13 protein-coding genes are annotated in these 15,976 nt (G+C 43.4%); 7 read left to right on the forward strand and 6 right to left on the reverse strand.

From position 1 onward, the window contains the following. Window positions 1-20 precede the first annotated feature (20 nt). Window positions 21-1,115: a glycosyltransferase gene (locus tag MHI21_RS20130; RefSeq protein WP_342418794.1), complete on the forward strand. Its 1,095-nt coding sequence runs from the start codon at window positions 21-23 to the stop codon at window positions 1,113-1,115. Between the two features lie 51 nt (window positions 1,116-1,166). Beyond that, window positions 1,167-2,261 carry a glycosyltransferase family 4 protein gene (locus MHI21_RS20135; protein ID WP_342418795.1) on the forward strand — a complete coding sequence of 365 codons (1,095 nt, stop codon included), beginning with the start codon at window positions 1,167-1,169 and terminating at the stop codon, window positions 2,259-2,261. An 83-nt stretch (window positions 2,262-2,344) separates the two neighbouring features. On the opposite strand, the gene MHI21_RS20140 is transcribed toward MHI21_RS20135, so the two are convergent. Genes MHI21_RS20140 through MHI21_RS20155 form a run of 4 tightly spaced genes read right to left on the reverse strand, consistent with a single transcriptional unit; the run spans window position 2,345 to window position 7,673 of the window. Continuing rightward, window positions 2,345-4,198 carry a beta-glucoside-specific PTS transporter subunit IIABC gene (locus MHI21_RS20140; protein ID WP_165179244.1) on the reverse strand — a complete coding sequence of 618 codons (1,854 nt, stop codon included), beginning with the start codon at window positions 4,196-4,198 and terminating at the stop codon, window positions 2,345-2,347. A 5-nt stretch (window positions 4,199-4,203) separates the two neighbouring features. Beyond that, window positions 4,204-5,313, reverse strand: coding sequence for an ethanolamine utilization protein EutH (gene eutH, locus MHI21_RS20145; protein WP_342418796.1), 1,110 nt, complete (start codon window positions 5,311-5,313; stop codon window positions 4,204-4,206). 11 nt (window positions 5,314-5,324) lie between these two features. Then, the gene (locus tag MHI21_RS20150) at window positions 5,325-6,359 is read right to left on the reverse strand and encodes a Gfo/Idh/MocA family oxidoreductase (RefSeq protein WP_165179139.1); all 1,035 of its coding nucleotides are present in this window, start codon (window positions 6,357-6,359) and stop codon (window positions 5,325-5,327) included. Window positions 6,360-6,392: 33 nt separating this feature from the next. Beyond that, a complete protein-coding gene (locus tag MHI21_RS20155; RefSeq protein ID WP_165179138.1) occupies window positions 6,393-7,673 on the reverse strand; it encodes a DUF4038 domain-containing protein in 1,281 nt (426 codons plus the stop codon). A 244-nt stretch (window positions 7,674-7,917) separates the two neighbouring features. Here MHI21_RS20155 and MHI21_RS20160 point away from each other — a divergent pair, with 244 nt between their 5' ends. After that, window positions 7,918-8,946: a LacI family DNA-binding transcriptional regulator gene (locus tag MHI21_RS20160; RefSeq protein ID WP_165179137.1), complete on the forward strand. Its 1,029-nt coding sequence runs from the start codon at window positions 7,918-7,920 to the stop codon at window positions 8,944-8,946. Between the two features lie 113 nt (window positions 8,947-9,059). Here MHI21_RS20160 and MHI21_RS20165 read toward each other — a convergent pair whose 3' ends face one another. After that, window positions 9,060-9,965: an NAD(P)/FAD-dependent oxidoreductase gene (locus MHI21_RS20165; RefSeq protein ID WP_342418797.1), complete on the reverse strand. Its 906-nt coding sequence runs from the start codon at window positions 9,963-9,965 to the stop codon at window positions 9,060-9,062. 106 nt (window positions 9,966-10,071) lie between these two features. Then, window positions 10,072-10,476 (reverse strand): RrF2 family transcriptional regulator, encoded by a 405-nt coding sequence (locus MHI21_RS20170; protein ID WP_165179135.1) that lies wholly within the window; start codon window positions 10,474-10,476, stop codon window positions 10,072-10,074. A 158-nt stretch (window positions 10,477-10,634) separates the two neighbouring features. Between MHI21_RS20170 and MHI21_RS20175 the strand changes: the two genes are divergently transcribed. The 4 genes from MHI21_RS20175 (at window position 10,635) to MHI21_RS20190 (ending at window position 15,949) form a co-directional block, all read left to right on the forward strand. Next, complete coding sequence (locus MHI21_RS20175; protein WP_342418798.1) at window positions 10,635-12,560, forward strand: BglG family transcription antiterminator; 1,926 nt, start codon at window positions 10,635-10,637, stop codon at window positions 12,558-12,560. Between the two features lie 245 nt (window positions 12,561-12,805). After that, window positions 12,806-13,129: a PTS lactose/cellobiose transporter subunit IIA gene (locus MHI21_RS20180; RefSeq protein ID WP_238808257.1), complete on the forward strand. Its 324-nt coding sequence runs from the start codon at window positions 12,806-12,808 to the stop codon at window positions 13,127-13,129. A gap of 18 nt (window positions 13,130-13,147) precedes the next feature. After that, window positions 13,148-14,443 (forward strand): PTS transporter subunit EIIC, encoded by a 1,296-nt coding sequence (locus MHI21_RS20185; RefSeq protein WP_069290287.1) that lies wholly within the window; start codon window positions 13,148-13,150, stop codon window positions 14,441-14,443. Window positions 14,444-14,512: 69 nt separating this feature from the next. Beyond that, a complete protein-coding gene (locus MHI21_RS20190; RefSeq protein WP_165179132.1) occupies window positions 14,513-15,949 on the forward strand; it encodes a glycoside hydrolase family 1 protein in 1,437 nt (478 codons plus the stop codon). Window positions 15,950-15,976 lie beyond the last annotated feature (27 nt).

Below are 15,976 nucleotides of genomic sequence, written 5' to 3' on the forward strand. Positions count from 1 at the left end.
TCAAAGGAGGAGCAAGCGGAATGCAACAATCGAATCGGTACAAGATAGCTGTCTATGCCATTAGCAAAAATGAAGCCCGATTCGCCAAACGCTGGATGCACACCATGCGTGAAGCCGATGTTGTCATTGTAGCGGACACCGGCTCTACAGACGATACTGTTTCCCTGCTACGCGAAGCGGGTGCAGAGGTGCATCGTATCGAGGTAACTCCTTGGCGTTTTGACAAGGCTCGCAATGAGTCCCTACGGCTGGTCCCTGACGATATAGATATTTGTGTCTGTACGGATCTGGACGAAGTCTGGGAGGAAGGTTGGCGGTCGCGGCTGGAACGGAACTGGAAGGAAGGAACTACCCGGATGCTATATGCCTTTACGCATGGACAGCCTGGGCAAGATACCGTTTATACATGGTTCTGGAAAGAAAAAATACACACTCGTCACGGTTACCGCTGGGTACGCCCGGTTCACGAGGTGCTTGAATATATCGGGGAGGGTGAAGAACGCAGCATTCGATCCGATCAGCTCCGCTTGTATCATGATCCCGATCCGCACAAATCCCGCAGCCAATACCTTCCGCTGCTGGAGCAGTCTGTGCGCGAGTTTCCCGAGGATGACCGCAACATGCATTACTTGGGGCGAGAATATATGTATCATGGCCGCTGGGATGAGTGCATTACTACACTGCAACAACATCTTGCCATGCCGCAGGCACGCTGGGCAGATGAACGCAGCGCTTCGATGCGCTTTATTTCTAGAGCCTATAAAGCAAGTGAACAATGGCAGGAGGCAACACGTTGGTTATACCGGGCTATTGCGGAAGCGCCGTATTTACGTGAACCTTACACGGAAATGGCTCAGCTGGCCTATCATACACGGAACTGGTCCGCCGTCTATCATATGGTTGAAGAAGCGTTGCGTATTTCAACACGACCCGATACGTACATGCAAGAAGATTTTTGCTGGGACGCCACACTGTATGATCTTGGTGCCCTCGCTTGCTACGAGTTAGGCCTTTTACACAAAGCTTGTGAATTTGCGAGAGAAGCAACAGAGCGCTCCCCGGACGATTCTCGCCTTAGCCATAATTATGCGCTAATTCAATCTAGGCTTCCATAGAAACCCACACCCCGTCCTGTAGGTTGAATAACTTGGTATAGGAGCTTGTGATTGGCAAAGGAGGTTATTGAGATCAAAGTTCTATTTACTTTTTATATACCGAGCGGCGGCGTAGAAACCTTGAACCGCCAACGCTGTAAAGTGCTCATGCAGGACGGGATTGAATGTCATCTTCTCTATTATCAGCAAGGTACAGGGATGCAAAACCTGAACGGCGATATTCCTGTATTCATGACTTCCTCTGAAGAAGAAATTCGAATGCTGGTAATTACTAACCGCTATGATGCAATTATCGTCTCATCGGATTATCCTATGCTCCCCAGACTGCGAATGTTGGGCTATCAGGGGGTATTAATCTATGAATCGCAGGGCTTTGGTTCTCACGAAGAGGCTGCTTGGGTGGTCGCGGATGCAGTTCCGTATCTTCAGAGACATGCCAACGCGGTGCTCTTGCCCAATACAACTCATCTGGTGCAGCTATTTACCGACATGTGTCCATGGCTTAATCGTTATGTATTTCCAAACGTACTGGATACCAGCGTATTTAATTATGTACCTAACACTCCTCCGATCAATCCGATTATTGCCTGGGTTGGGCGGTTGGAGCCCAACAAGAACTGGAGGCATTTTGTCGACATTTCTTACTGGATGCTGCAAAACCGTGCGGATCTTCGAATCTGGATGTTTTATGATGACACCTTGTCTCAGCCGGAGGATAAAATACAATTCGAGAACATGCTTGCTCAGCTTGGCATGTCCTCCATTATCGAGCGTTTTAAAAGCGTACCTCATGCCCAAATGCCCCTGTACTACTCCATGATTGGCGACTCAGGCGGCTACCTGCTATCGACCTCGCTGGTAGAGGGCTTCGGCTATGCGGTTGCTGAGGCGATGGCCTGTCGTTGCCCGGTATTAAGCTCTGATTCAGACGGAGTACGAGCATTCATTGACCACAACGAAACCGGTAAATTTTATCAGCAGGGGGACATCTTGCAGGCGATACTGCAAGGACTAGACCTGATGAACAACGTACCTCAACGCGAATCTATCCGCAGGAAAGGGCTGGAACGAATCGTTAGTCTGTTGGCACCGGATAAATATGTGCGCTCCTTCAGGCAGATGATGAATACGCTGGGTGTGAGGTAACTAAAAAACAGCTGACGACAACCCTTTTTATATACGGGTCATCGTCAGCTTTAACTTGCTTTTTTATTATGGAATATTGGAATCTATCTAATCTTTAGTAAGCGGTCTCCTGCATGAATATCCTTGGGATCCTCAACTAAAATATCCGTGTACACGGCTGTATTGGTTACAATGACGGATGTGGTAATATCATATCCTTCATCCTCTATAGCCTTGGGATCAAATTCAACCAGCTTGTCCCCTTTTTGAATCGTATCCCCTTCAGACACAAAGGAAGTGAAATGTTTTCCTTTCAAGCTGACCGTATTAATCCCAATGTGAATGAGCAGTTCAACTCCATCCTCAGAAATAAGCCCGATGGCATGCTTGGTTTTGAAAACGGTAACAACAGTTCCGTTAAATGGCGCATAGGCTACTCCTTCTTTCGGAATAATTGCGGCCCCCTGGCCCATCGCACCGCTGGAAAAAGCTTCATCTTTTACTGCAGTTAAAGGAATCAATTCACCGTGTAGAGGACTGAATACCGCTTTTTCTTCTTCTTTGTTTTCATCTGCAATTTTAATCTCAGACGCAGGTTTTGCATTTTTATAACCGAAAAGATAGGTCAAAATAAATGCGACTACAAAAGCTACAACCAAAGATATAATAAAGCCGATGAAACCTGCATCCATGCCTTTTGGATTAATGAATAGAGGTATACCAAAAATGCCGCCTGAAGCAAATCCATATGCCGTTGAGCCGAGTAAGCCTGCAGCAGCTCCTCCTATACCTCCAGCGATCGAGGCTAAAATAAATGGTTTTTTGGCGGGTAAAGTAACCCCGTAAATAGCTGGTTCAGTAACCCCCATCAAACCCGCAATTGTGGCAGAAGTGGCGATAGGTTTTAATTTAGGGTCCCGTGATTTCAAAGCGATGGCAAATGCCGCACCTGTTTGCGCAAAAGTCGTACAGAAAAGCATACCGTTAATCGGATCAAAACCGTTCGTAACTACATTATTCAGGAGAATTGGAATGAACGCCCAATGCAGACCGAAGATAATAATGCCCTGCCAGAATCCGGCCAGAACGAGGCCAGCTACAGCCGGACTTAACTGGTAAATCCACATAGAGCCTTTGGCTAACCCATCGCTGATTATAGTTGCTATCGGTCCGACAACCAGAAAAACAAGCGGTGATATGATGAGCAAGGTCAGAAAAGGCACCATGAACATTTTAATGGAGGCAGGTGCAAACTTACTTATCATTTTTTCGACCTTTGCTGCCAAGAACGCTCCAATAATGATAGGTATAACAGAAGAAGTATAATTAATCAGAACGACAGGTATGGTCAAAAAGGACAGCGCCGTTTTATCCGTAAAGGCGGAAGTAATGGTCGGGTACACCATCGCTGCTCCCAAAACGGCAGACAGATACGGGTTTCCTCCAAATTTTTTACCTGCTGAAAACCCTAGAATAACCGGAAAGAAATAAAACATTGCGTCTGCTGTCGCATATAAAATTTTATACGTGCCCATCTGATCAGTCATCCAGCCCAGGGATGTGCATAAGGCCAATAGTCCTTTTAGAATCCCCACAGCAGCGAGCACACCCACAACGGGCATAAACACACCTGAAATTACATCGACAAATCGGCTGAATAGGCTCGCTTTTTCATTCTTTTGATCATCTTCAACCATCTGATCTCCATGCTTTACTCCCATTGTATCCAGAAGAGCTTCGTATACTTTGGGAACCTCATTCCCAATGACCACCTGAAATTGGCCACCACTTTCCACGACGGTAATGACACCGTCAATCTGCTTGATCTTTTCTTTATCTGGTAATTGATTATCCTTCAATTTGAATCTCAATCGAGTGACACAGTGAATGACACTGTTCACATTTTCATTTCCGCCCACGGCACTCCATACTTCTTTGGCTGTTTTTTTATGATCCATCATGTTCACTCCTTCTTGGATGCGCTTTCTATTTTTCTATTCGTAGTAGCTGGATGTGCTATAACTGCGACAATTACGGCACTGATCCCGCCTGCAAGTTTACCCACGATCATGGCAATCACCATATTCTTGTCCATTCCTGCTACAAAGCCAAGATGTCCCCCCAGAACGAAAGATCCACTGACAGCAAAAGCAATACTGATCACTTTGCCTCTGGGCTCCATCTCTTTGACTAAAGTGAACGTAGGAATATTATGAGCAAGACTAGCTACCAGACCTGCAGTAGCCGATGGATCTATGTTTAGCAAACGTCCTGCCCGTTGAAGCGGATTTTTAAATATTTTTGTAATCCAAGCAACCAACGGAAACGCACCAGCCAATACAATAGCAATCGTTCCAACCGTTTGCACACCGACAGACAACGGAGCCATATTGGGAATAATAACAAATCCAGTTAAGGTTTCGACCCCAATCGCTGCCAAACCGACAAGGGATAGAAGCCTAATGCCGTTACCAAACCACTTGAACAATCGGATCGTAAGCTCCGTAAATAGACGTAAACCCAGCATAATGATTATTGAAAGAAGCATGGGAATAATCAGATTTTTTAAAATCATTATCACGTCAAAACCAGCGGTTATTCCCCCTATGAAACAACCAACGGGAATTGTACTGGTACCGATTAAGATTCCTTTTGCAAAATATGGATGATCCTTTTTTTCCAAAATGCCGAGGGCAACCGGAATCGTAAATACGAGCGTTGGGCCAAACATGGTCCCTAGAAAAACCCAGGAAAATAAACCCGCTTGCTGGCTGTGCGCCATTTCTGCCGCAAGCGCGTATCCTCCCATATCTACCGCCAATATCGTATTGGCAAAGGATGCCGGATCGGCACCCATTGCCACATATAATGGTGAAACAATAGGAATCAACCATGAGGCGAGCACAGGAGCCAAGGAAACAATTCCTATCATGACCAGAGCAAGAGAACCCATGGTCATGAGCCCATTGTTGAAGGCTTGTCCCAACCCCCAGCGATTTCCCAAACATTGATCCAATGCACCCAGCACTAAAAAAAGAGCAATAACATACATCACAATATCGTTAATGGACATCCTGTTGCCTCTTAATACACATGAACTTTATGATTTTCTGCGCTGTCATAGGTGTCGAATACAAGCTGAAGGGTCTTGATATTGTCGTGACCACTCGTTTGAAATTCTTTTCCTGTGTTGAGACAATCTATAAAATGAGCCTGTAGCTTTTTATGGCTTTCCTCATAGTTTAATTCAGTCTTTTCAACCAATACTTTTTCGACTCCCTGATTATTAATGAGAGATAATTTACCTGTGTTATACAGTTTTAGGGTGGCCTCATCGCCTTCAATCACCAGCTGTTCTTTATGATCGGGAAGGACCTGCTCTGGAAGCTGCCCATTCAGTTCCCTACGAGTCGCCCAGCTCATGTCCATAAGACCAAAATAATGTTCATAACCTAACATGATAATGCCCGTGTCTTCTCCCTGTGTGTATGGGCTGACCCGCTTGGTTTCCGCATACAAACGCTGAGGTTCACCGAATAAGAAACGCCAAGTATCCAGCCAATGAACTCCCATTTCATAAAACAAGAGCTTGGGCATATCTCTGAAAAATGGCTGCGGCAGCTCTTTTTCCGGAGCAAACCTCGGCGAATAAAAATCGGTATGCGTATAACGTATAACATTCATATTCCCAACGATATTCTCTGCCAGCAATTTTTTTATAATTTGAAAAGGTTCAAGCCAACGCCAATTTTCGGTCACCATTAGTCTGACTCCTGCTGCTTCAGCAATACTTACCATCTGCTCGGCTTCCTCCACAGAACGTGCAAAAGGTTTTTGGCACATAATATGTTTTCCGGCTGCGGCCGCCAGTCTAACCAGTTCCAGATGTGTCTCAGGAGGTGTAATAATGTCCACGACATCAATATCCGCTTCGCTTAGCATCTCCTCCAGGCTGGTATAACAATATTCAGTAGGGATATGGAATTGAGCTGCTTTTTCAAAAAGTAAGCCTTTATTTCGATCACAAAATCCTGTGATTTCTGCATCCGAGATAAACTGCCATGCTTTTATATGTTTTTCCGACCAATATCCCGTTCCAATAACGCCGATTTTCCACATGTTGCTTCACTCCATCCACGTTCTTCTCTGTTTTTATTTTGTTCCGATGATGACAACATCACTTTCAAAGCTGTGCATGTCTAGCACCGATTGATCCTTTTGGACGGACACGTCGGTTTGGGCAAAACGCTTCCCGGCTAAATCAATCGTTGTAAACTTGTAATCCTGCACGTTGATACTTAGTCGTACCTTCGTGTTAAATGGGACATACAAGATCATGGAATTCTCGTTCCCCGCAGCTCTGATTTCCTCTGTCTTGTTTAAAACAATATCTAGCGGCTTTACGCCAATCAGGTTATACATTTCAAATAAATATTTAATAAAGGAATAATCCCACGCACCTTCAAATCGCAATGCTGTTCTCCAATCATAGGGACTATCGAATCCTTCCCCTTCTACAATGCCGAATTTCTTTCCTTTTTTGTGCCAGCTCCAAATCCCATGCGCCCCGTAGGTGATGCCCGCTCCCCCGCCTGCAAGGAGGCTTTGCCATGCCGCTTTTCTGGCATCCAGTGCAGTGTATCTGCCATACATATTGCGGCTATAACTAATTTGTTCATAACATGGCTCTCCATTAATGACAGGCCGTATATCTGGCTTATGGTAGAAATGTTGAGCAATCTCGTGACCCACATGCTGAAACTCGGAATTATGTCCTGATTGATACATATAAAATCCAAGACCCTTGTGTTTCTCAAAGGCTGGAGGAATTTCTCTCAATCTCCCTTGAATATGCAGCGTAGTTAAGCTTGCAGGGCTTAATTGTTGTACAATTTCCAGTGCTTTTAAATAATAGGAATTGGCACGTTCGGTCGGAAAATCACTATCCCCGCTAATCAGAAAAATAGGATCAAATGGAGAAAAACGGTTTACGACGTATGTTACATAGGGTTCAACGCATTTAAACGGCATTTTATTACCCTTTTGGAACATTTCAGCCCATGTATCCGGCACATAGTTACACCACAACAAAACCAGTGCTGGAACAAATCCACGCTCTATAGCCATTTTCAACATGATTTCTGCCCGGTCAAAATAAGCTTCGTTTAATGTATGGTAGTCAAAATCCCCATTTTCCAGTAATGCAAACGGCTGTAGGTTCAGATCCGATTCACTTGCGTCCCATTGTCGGAGCATGTTGATTTGCAACACATTGAAACCTTGCATCTTCCGATAGTCAAGATAATCGCTCCACTCTTCTATCGTAGCGTTGGTAAATACACTCCAAACCGTATCTGCCAAATAAAAAAACGGTTTTTCCTCTTTTGTAAAACTTCTTTGATTTTCAGCCATGTTTAAACTCAAATGAATCACCGTTCCTCTCTTGCTGTATTCCCAAAATCACCTAAACAAAACTAAATAAATAACTAAATTTATATGATTATTTCGCAAAATAAACTAAATTAAAGCGCTTTACACTTGAATATTAACACTATAAATCATAAATGGTCAACAAATTTTTATTTTTAGTTATTTAGTTTAGTTTAGTTTATAAACTAAACTTTCTTGCAGAGTAATGATATAATTTATGTAGTTTAGTTCAATAGGGGGTTCCACATTGAAAATTGATGATATTGCAAGGCTTGCAGGTGTTTCGAAATCTGCTGTCTCTCTTGCTTTTAATAACAAACCCGGAGTGAGTGAAGAAACCAAGGAGCAAATTCTAAAAATAGCCCAAGAGCATGGATATAAACCACGCACCATGAAGACAAGCAAGGAAGTTATTAAAAATCATCATGTGATACGCTTTGTGGCCTGTAAAAATACAGACATCGTAACAGAACATTATGATTCACTTCCATTTTTCAATGAGTTAATTCATCATATTACCAATCAGGTGAGAGAACATGGAAACACCTTGATTTTTTCGTCTTTTGATAGCCATAGCCTCGAAGAAGAATTATCTGCTTTGGAAAAAGATCAGCCTTCTTCAGGCATACTTCTGCTCGGTACCAATTTAACTTCTGAGATTATTCATTCCATACAATCCATTCATTCCAATATTGTGATTCTGGATACTTGCTTTGAACACGTCGATGCCAGTTTCGTATCTATTAACAACTATCTTGGTGGGTATCAGGCAGGCCAATATTTAATTCAGTCAGGACACAGAAAGATAGGATACGTACAATCCAGTACGAGGATTCTTAACTTTACAAAACGAAAGGAAGGGTTTATTGCGGCTTTAGAGGAGCACAATCTTTCCATAGAAAATGGGCTTACATTTGATATGCATCCCATGCTTGTGATGTCACAGGACGTATTTAAAACAGCTATTCATGAACTGAATGAGCTACCTTCGGCCCTATTTTGTGAAAATGATTATATGGCGATCAGTGCCATTAAAACGTTTCAAGAAATGAACATTCGAGTGCCTGAGCAAATTTCCGTCATGGGATTTGATAATATACATGAAGCCAAGGTGATTAGCCCGGAACTCACAACCATTCATGTGAAAAAGGATATTTTGGCCCGAACTGCTGTAAACTTGCTTATGGAGAGGCTTAACAATCATCAGGGGCATCATACTCAGGTTCTTGTGAATACGGAGGTTATTCAAAGAAGATCTTGTGTAGCCTTGAAATGACCTATGATCATTGGTTTATTATTGCTTGCTCTCTCTATGATTTTAGAATAAAGCCGCCATGTTGGCGGCCTTTTCTATTTTCGGACTCCATATTGGACATTTTCAATTTATCGTCATTCGTTGAAATCTTCCTCTGTCAAATCCATATTTACGCTCGCAGCAGTTCGACTGCCGTCGGCCGCGGCAAAAATCAACTGGGAAGGCATGAAGTACGATGAATCCCCGGCAGCATATACACCAGGTATGGAGGTTCTCCCCGCTTCATCCGTCTTGATCCCACCCGACTCCGTTCTTTCACAGCCCAAACGTTCTCCAAACGGTGCACTTTGTACAAACTGGGGAGACACAAAGCCGCCGACCCTCGGGACTTGAGTGCCATCCGTAAAGCGCACATGCTCCAACTTTCCATTGTGACCGATGAACGCCGCAACAGGTTGCTCCATTACGATGATTCCTTTAGAATAGAGCCGTTCTTTTTGCTCGTCCGACAGGGATGCCTGACCATTCGTACAGACGATCAAATCCTTACTCCAGTTAAGGAGTAGTTTGGCTGTATGAAATATAGCTGCCGATTCAGAGACGAGAACAAGCGGTTTATCCCGCAACTCCCAGCCGTCGCAATAAGGGCAATTAAATAAACTTTTCCCGTATAACGGATAAAAACCTTCAATCTCGGGGAATATCTCCTTTACGCCCGTCGCCAATATCAATTTCCGCGCTTGAACGCGATGGCCTGACGAATCAAGTACCTCAAATCCAGATTCGTTTTTTGTAATCGAAACAACCTCGGTTTGCAGATGATGGACAGACGGATAACGCAACACTTCCTCATAAGCTACACGGCGGAACTCGGCCGGCGTTACGCCGTCTCTCGTAATAAAACCGTGCGACGCATGCGTAACCGCATTTCTGGGCCGATTATTATCAATCAAAGCCACACTTCTTCTGGCCCTGCCAAGCACGAGGGCTGCATTCAATCCGGCGGGCCCTCCGCCAATAATAGCGCAATCGTACAGCATAACACCCAACTCCTTTTAAAAGATATTAAAGATTCTTTATATCTATGATAAAACAAAAAAAACTCTATACATAACTGGCAACCACCCTCTTTCTATATAAAGTCGCTTACTTTGAAACTTGCGTTTGCTTTTGCGCCAAATCGGACAATTTCGTATTTTTAAGATGTCGTTCCATTTTCTCCTCTGCTTCCCTCATTACAACTTGAATCAGGCACTCGGAGCCGTGGACAAAATCACATTCAAACAAAGAATTGGTTCCTTCAATGGCATGGATAATATCCAAAAAGGTAATGTCCTCTTTATGACGAGATAGTCGATAGCCTCCATTGGCTCCAGAAACCGATTCGATCATCCCAGCCTTCACAAGCCTTGTCAAAATTTTCGAAAGATAAGTTGGTGAAACATTTTGGGATTCGGCTAGTTGCTGAACACCTACCGGCTTCACCGACGAATCCGTAACGAGCATGAGCATAGTGTGCAGAGCATAATTCGTTGCTTTTGTAAATTTCATAACTACACCTCAATCAAAGACTTATTGTATCCACTATATCCCCGAATCTGCTAGTGTGTCAAGGTCATCTAGCATTCAGGCTGCTGTTAATCCTTCTTTTGGTTACGCTCTAACCGTTGTATACTGTTCATCAGAACAGCTAAGAAAGGGGGCTCGTTGTGCGTATTTTTGATATTCTTCGTATATTGGTTGCAGAACAGATGGTCAAAGGAGAACACTTGGCAAATGCATTGAAGGTATCTTCTCGAACGATACGAACGGATTTAAAGGAATTGGGTGCTCTGTTGTCAAAGCATGGAGCAGCAGTTAAGCCCCTTAAAGGAACAGGATACAAGTTAGAGGTTCGGGACGAACAAGCATTTCATCATCTACTGAAGCAATTAAAGGATTATGATCATCATGTGCCCTATCCATTAGCGAGTTCTTCTGAAGCTAGAAACCGTTTTTTAATGAAAAAGCTATTGCTTACCAATGCATATGTCAAACTTGATGATTTAGCCGAGATCCTGTATGTTAGTCGATCTACTTTACAGAATGACCTCAAAGAACTGCGCAAGTTACTGGCAACTTACGGACTATCTCTGGAGAATAGACCCTATCATGGTATTCGAGTCAAAGGTAATGAGGCCAAGCTGCGTTATTGCATTTCCGACTATATATTTAACAGGTTAGATGAAATAGGCGAGCAGCAGGTGTCCCCCCCTCTTCTGATCTCTAACGAAGAGATGGAATTCATAAGAGAAGTGATTCTGGATCGTATTGAGATCCATGATATTCAGTTGTCGGACATTGCCCTGAACAATCTGGTCATTCATATCGCTATAGCATGTAAGCGTATTCGCGAAGAAAGGTATGTGTCGTATTATCCGCAAGAGATGAAAAAAATTGAAGCGCAGAAAGAGTTTAGGGTGGCGACTGAGATCGTATCCGCCTTGGAACAAATCATGAAGCACTCCTTTCCACTTGTTGAAGTTGCGTACATTGCTGTTCACCTGTTGGGTGTAAGGACCGTCGTTAGTGCCCGTATGGATGAGGTGGAGATTAAAAAGATCATTGATAAAGATATCTACGAACTGACTATCGAAATACTAGACCAAATTGATCAGCAGTTGAAGATGAACATTCATAACGATCAAGAATTGCTAATTGCATTTTGCCTTCACCTCAAACCGGTGATCAACCGTTATCAATACGGAATGAATTTGCGTAATCCTATGCTGGATGAAATCAAAGCCAATTACCCGCTTGCCTTTGAAGCAGGTATCATTGCTGCGGAAGTCATCAAGCAGCGGCTTCATATACACATCGAGGAAAATGAAATTGGGTATTTAGCCATTCATATCGGAGTCGCGATGGAAAGAAAGAAAATGGAGGACGCGCCCAAAAGATGTATGATCGTATGTGCTTCTGGACTCGGCAGCGCTAAGCTGCTGTATTATAAGCTTCAATCGGTCTTCGGTTCCAGGTTGGATATCGTAGGAACCACTGAATTTTATAAGCTGAAACAAATGTCGTTGGATACATTGGACTTTGTCATTAGCACGATCCCCATTTCAGAACCACTTTCTATCCCCATGATCCATGTGAATACATTTTTAGGCGGTTCCGATATTACTAAAATTGAGCAAGCCATTTCTGAGGCCAGACTTCCTGCTGTGCAGTATGTACGAAAAAAATTGGTCTTTCTTCAGCAGAAGTTTGAGAACAAGCTCCAAGTGCTTGAATTTATAGCCGAAAAAATACACGAAGCAGATCTTGTAAAAGGCCCCCTGCTGCAATCTGTAATAGAGCGTGAAGCCGTTTCCCCCACTTCATTTGGCAACTTGGTCGCGATCCCGCATCCGATGGAACCTTTCGCAGATTCTACGTTTTGGGCCATCTGCACATTACAAAAAGCTATCGACTGGGATGGCAAGCCGGTACAGTTTATTTGTATGCTCTGTATACAGCGCACCAAATCAGAAGATTTACAGACTATGTATCATATTTTGCTTGAAATTTTAAATAATGAACAGCTCGTCCAGCAGCTTATTCGCTGCAAATCATATACAGAATTCATAGAAGTGTTGCATAAAAATTGTTGAACACAAGGAGTATGTGAACAAAGGAGAAATCTAAAGCCTACAGGGCTGGGGTTTCTCTCTTTTTATATTTAATGATAAGACTTCAACTAGAAAGAACGATTTATTTCCGTTAAGAAGAGGAAATAATGTGCGTTATGTTGAAAGCGATTCCAAATTATAATAGCCATACGACGAGGATGATTGAAAGGAGAGAGGATCACGTGAATAATGATGAATCTACAGAGCACGACGTGAACATGGAGGACATGGATGACACAGAGATTGTATTCCAAATTATATTATACGCAGGGAATGCACGCAGCTCGGCCATGGAGGCGATTGAGCTTGCAAAGGCGGGGAAATTTCGGGAAGCCAAAGATGAATTAGCCACAGCAAAAAAAGAACTGGTGTCCTCCCACAAAATTCAAACCAGAATTATCCGCAATGAAGCAGCGGGTGAAAAAACAGAGATGTCCGTCATGATGGTACATGCTCAAGATCATCTGATGAATGCCATCACCATTCGCGATATGGCCTCAGAGTTTGTAGACCTGTATGAACGCATTGATCAATTCGTACCGAAATCGTAGAGGGAGGGACGCTATCCCATGGCATTCAAAGACAAACTGGTCGATGGCCTCACATCAGTAGCAAATGCAATCAATAATTTTAAATATATTATAGCGATCAAATCAGCTTTTATCACATTGATGCCTGTTATTATTGTCGGTGCCTTTGCTGTATTGATTTCTAATATGGTCATGGACCCGGTCAATGGTCTTGCGCATTTTAAGCCGTTCTCATTCCTGGCTGAGTACAAACCGATTTTCTCGGGCATTAACTATGCCAGCTTGAATATCCTTACCATTCTGGCTATTTTCATGATTGGTCTGGAGCTAGGAAAAATTAACGGTGAGAAAAATCTCTTCCCCGGTTTGCTTGCTTTAATCTGTTTTATCTCTGTGACACCAACCACGATAGAGTTGATGGTTAACGGTGACATGCAAAAAGTAACAGACGTCTTAGCCCGTCAATTTACGGATACCAAGAGCTTGTTTTTAGGTATTTTCATAAGCATCCTATCCGTTGAGCTGTACAGTAAGCTGGGCAAGTCCGATAAGCTAAAAATCAAAATGCCTGAAAGTGTTCCCAGCAATGTGGCCGTTTCTTTTTCTGCATTGATACCAACCATCATAACGGTGACAGTCTTCTCAATGCTCGGATTTTTCTTTCATAAGTTTACAGGTCTCTACCTGTACGATGCCGTCTATAATGTGGTGCAAAAACCTCTGGAGACCGTAGTACAGGGACTGCCAGGTATACTGGTGCTGATGCTGGTTGCGCAAATCTTCTGGGTGATCGGTATTCACGGGAACCAAATGGTAAAGCCCATTCGTGAACCCCTGCTACTTGGCGCGATTACCGTCAACATGACTGCTTATGAGCAAGGACTGCCCATTCCGAACATTATTACGATGCCTTTCTGGGACGTATACATGAGTATCGGTGGTTCAGGAATTACGCTGGCCCTCTTGATTTGTATTATGATCGCTTCCAAGCGTGAAGATATGAAGGAAATAACAAAGCTTTCATTGGGTCCGGGTCTGTTTAATATTAATGAGCCTGTCATTTTTGGACTTCCGATTATGTTGAATCCATTGATGGCTATCCCTTTCATTATTACTCCGCTCATCACAGGAACGATTGGTTACTTCTCGACGTTGCTTGGATTTGCAGGTAAAGCCGTCGTCATGGTTCCATGGACTACTCCGCCTATTATTAATGCCTACCTGTCTACAGGTGGAAGCATTGGCGCCGTCGTAACTCAGATCATTTGTATTGTGGTAGCCATTATCATTTATTTCCCGTTCGTCAAAATTGCCAACAAGCGAACGGCTGAATAATGCGTTACTATAGAAATACATCAATAATTGAAAACGCATTCTTTATACAATGAAAAGGAGAAACATGTCATGGCTAAACATACGATACAAATTCCGTCGAATTTCATCATGGGTGCAGCGGCTTCCGCTTGGCAGACAGAGGGATGGAGCGGTAAAAAAGAAGGTCAGGACTCATACCTAGACCAATGGTACAAAAATGACCGCTATGTCTGGCACAATGGATATGGACCCGCGGTTGCAACCGACTTTTATAATCGTTATGCCGAGGATATTGCGCTGATGAAGCAGATTGGACTAACCCATTATCGTACTTCTATTAATTGGTCCCGCTTCTTAACGGATTATGAGAATGTAGTGGTGGATGAAGCGTATGCGGATTATATGGGCCGGGTCATTGATGAGCTGATTGCAAGCGGAGTCGAGCCGATGATTTGTCTGGAACACTATGAGGTACCCGCTTATTTGCTGGACAAATATGAGGGCTGGTCCTCCAAGCATGTAGTGGAACTGTTTGTAAAATATGCGGAAAAAGTGTTTGAACGGTATGGCGATCGGGTCAAGCACTGGTTTACGTTTAATGAGCCCATTGTTGTACAAACGCGTGTCTATCTAGATGCCCTCCGCTATCCCTATGAACAAAATACGCGGAAGTGGATGCAATGGAACTATAATAAAACGCTGGCTACCGCGAAGTGTGTACAGCTTTTCAAAGCAAAAAACTATAGTCAGCACGGGGCTAAAATAGGCGTTATTCTGAATCCCGAAGTCACGTATGCCCGATCAAGCGCCCCTCATGACCAATACGCGGCGCATGTGTATGATTTATTTTACAATCGAGTATTTCTGGACCCGCTTATTAAAGGCGAATACCCACAAGAATTATTCGATCTCATGGGCAAGCATGATATTACATTTGAAGCTACAACGGAAGAGCTGACCGTGATTAAGAAAAATACCGTTGACTACGTCGGAATCAATCTCTATTATCCCCACCGGGTCAAAGCGCAGAGTAAAGCGTGGAATGAAAACACCCCCTTTCACCCCTCTTACTACTATGAGCATTTTGATCTTCCGGGTAAAAGAATGAACAAGTCACGGGGCTGGGAGATTTATCCGAAAATCATTTACGATATGGGAATGCGTATCAAGAACGAATATCACAATATCGAGTGGTTTGTCGCGGAAAATGGTATGGGCATTGAGAATGAAGTTGCTTTCAAAAATGAGGAACACATTATTCAGGACGACTATCGTATTGACTTTATAACTGAGCATTTATACTACACATTACAAGCTGTAGAAGCGGGCTCCAACTGTACAGGTTATATGCTGTGGGCCTTTACAGACAACGTTTCTCCCATGAATGCTTTTAAAAATCGCTACGGACTGGTGGAAATTAACCTAGACAATGATCGAAGTCGGCATTTGAAGAAATCCGGCTACTGGTATCAAGCTGCTATCAAGGAACGCTCGTTTGTTGCTGATCTGGATGAAGAGTATAAGTAGTTAAAAATGAATTTCTGGAGGCGCTCA

Source organism: Paenibacillus sp. FSL H8-0168, assembly GCF_038592955.1.
Lineage (GTDB): Bacteria > Bacillota > Bacilli > Paenibacillales > Paenibacillaceae > Paenibacillus > Paenibacillus polymyxa_B.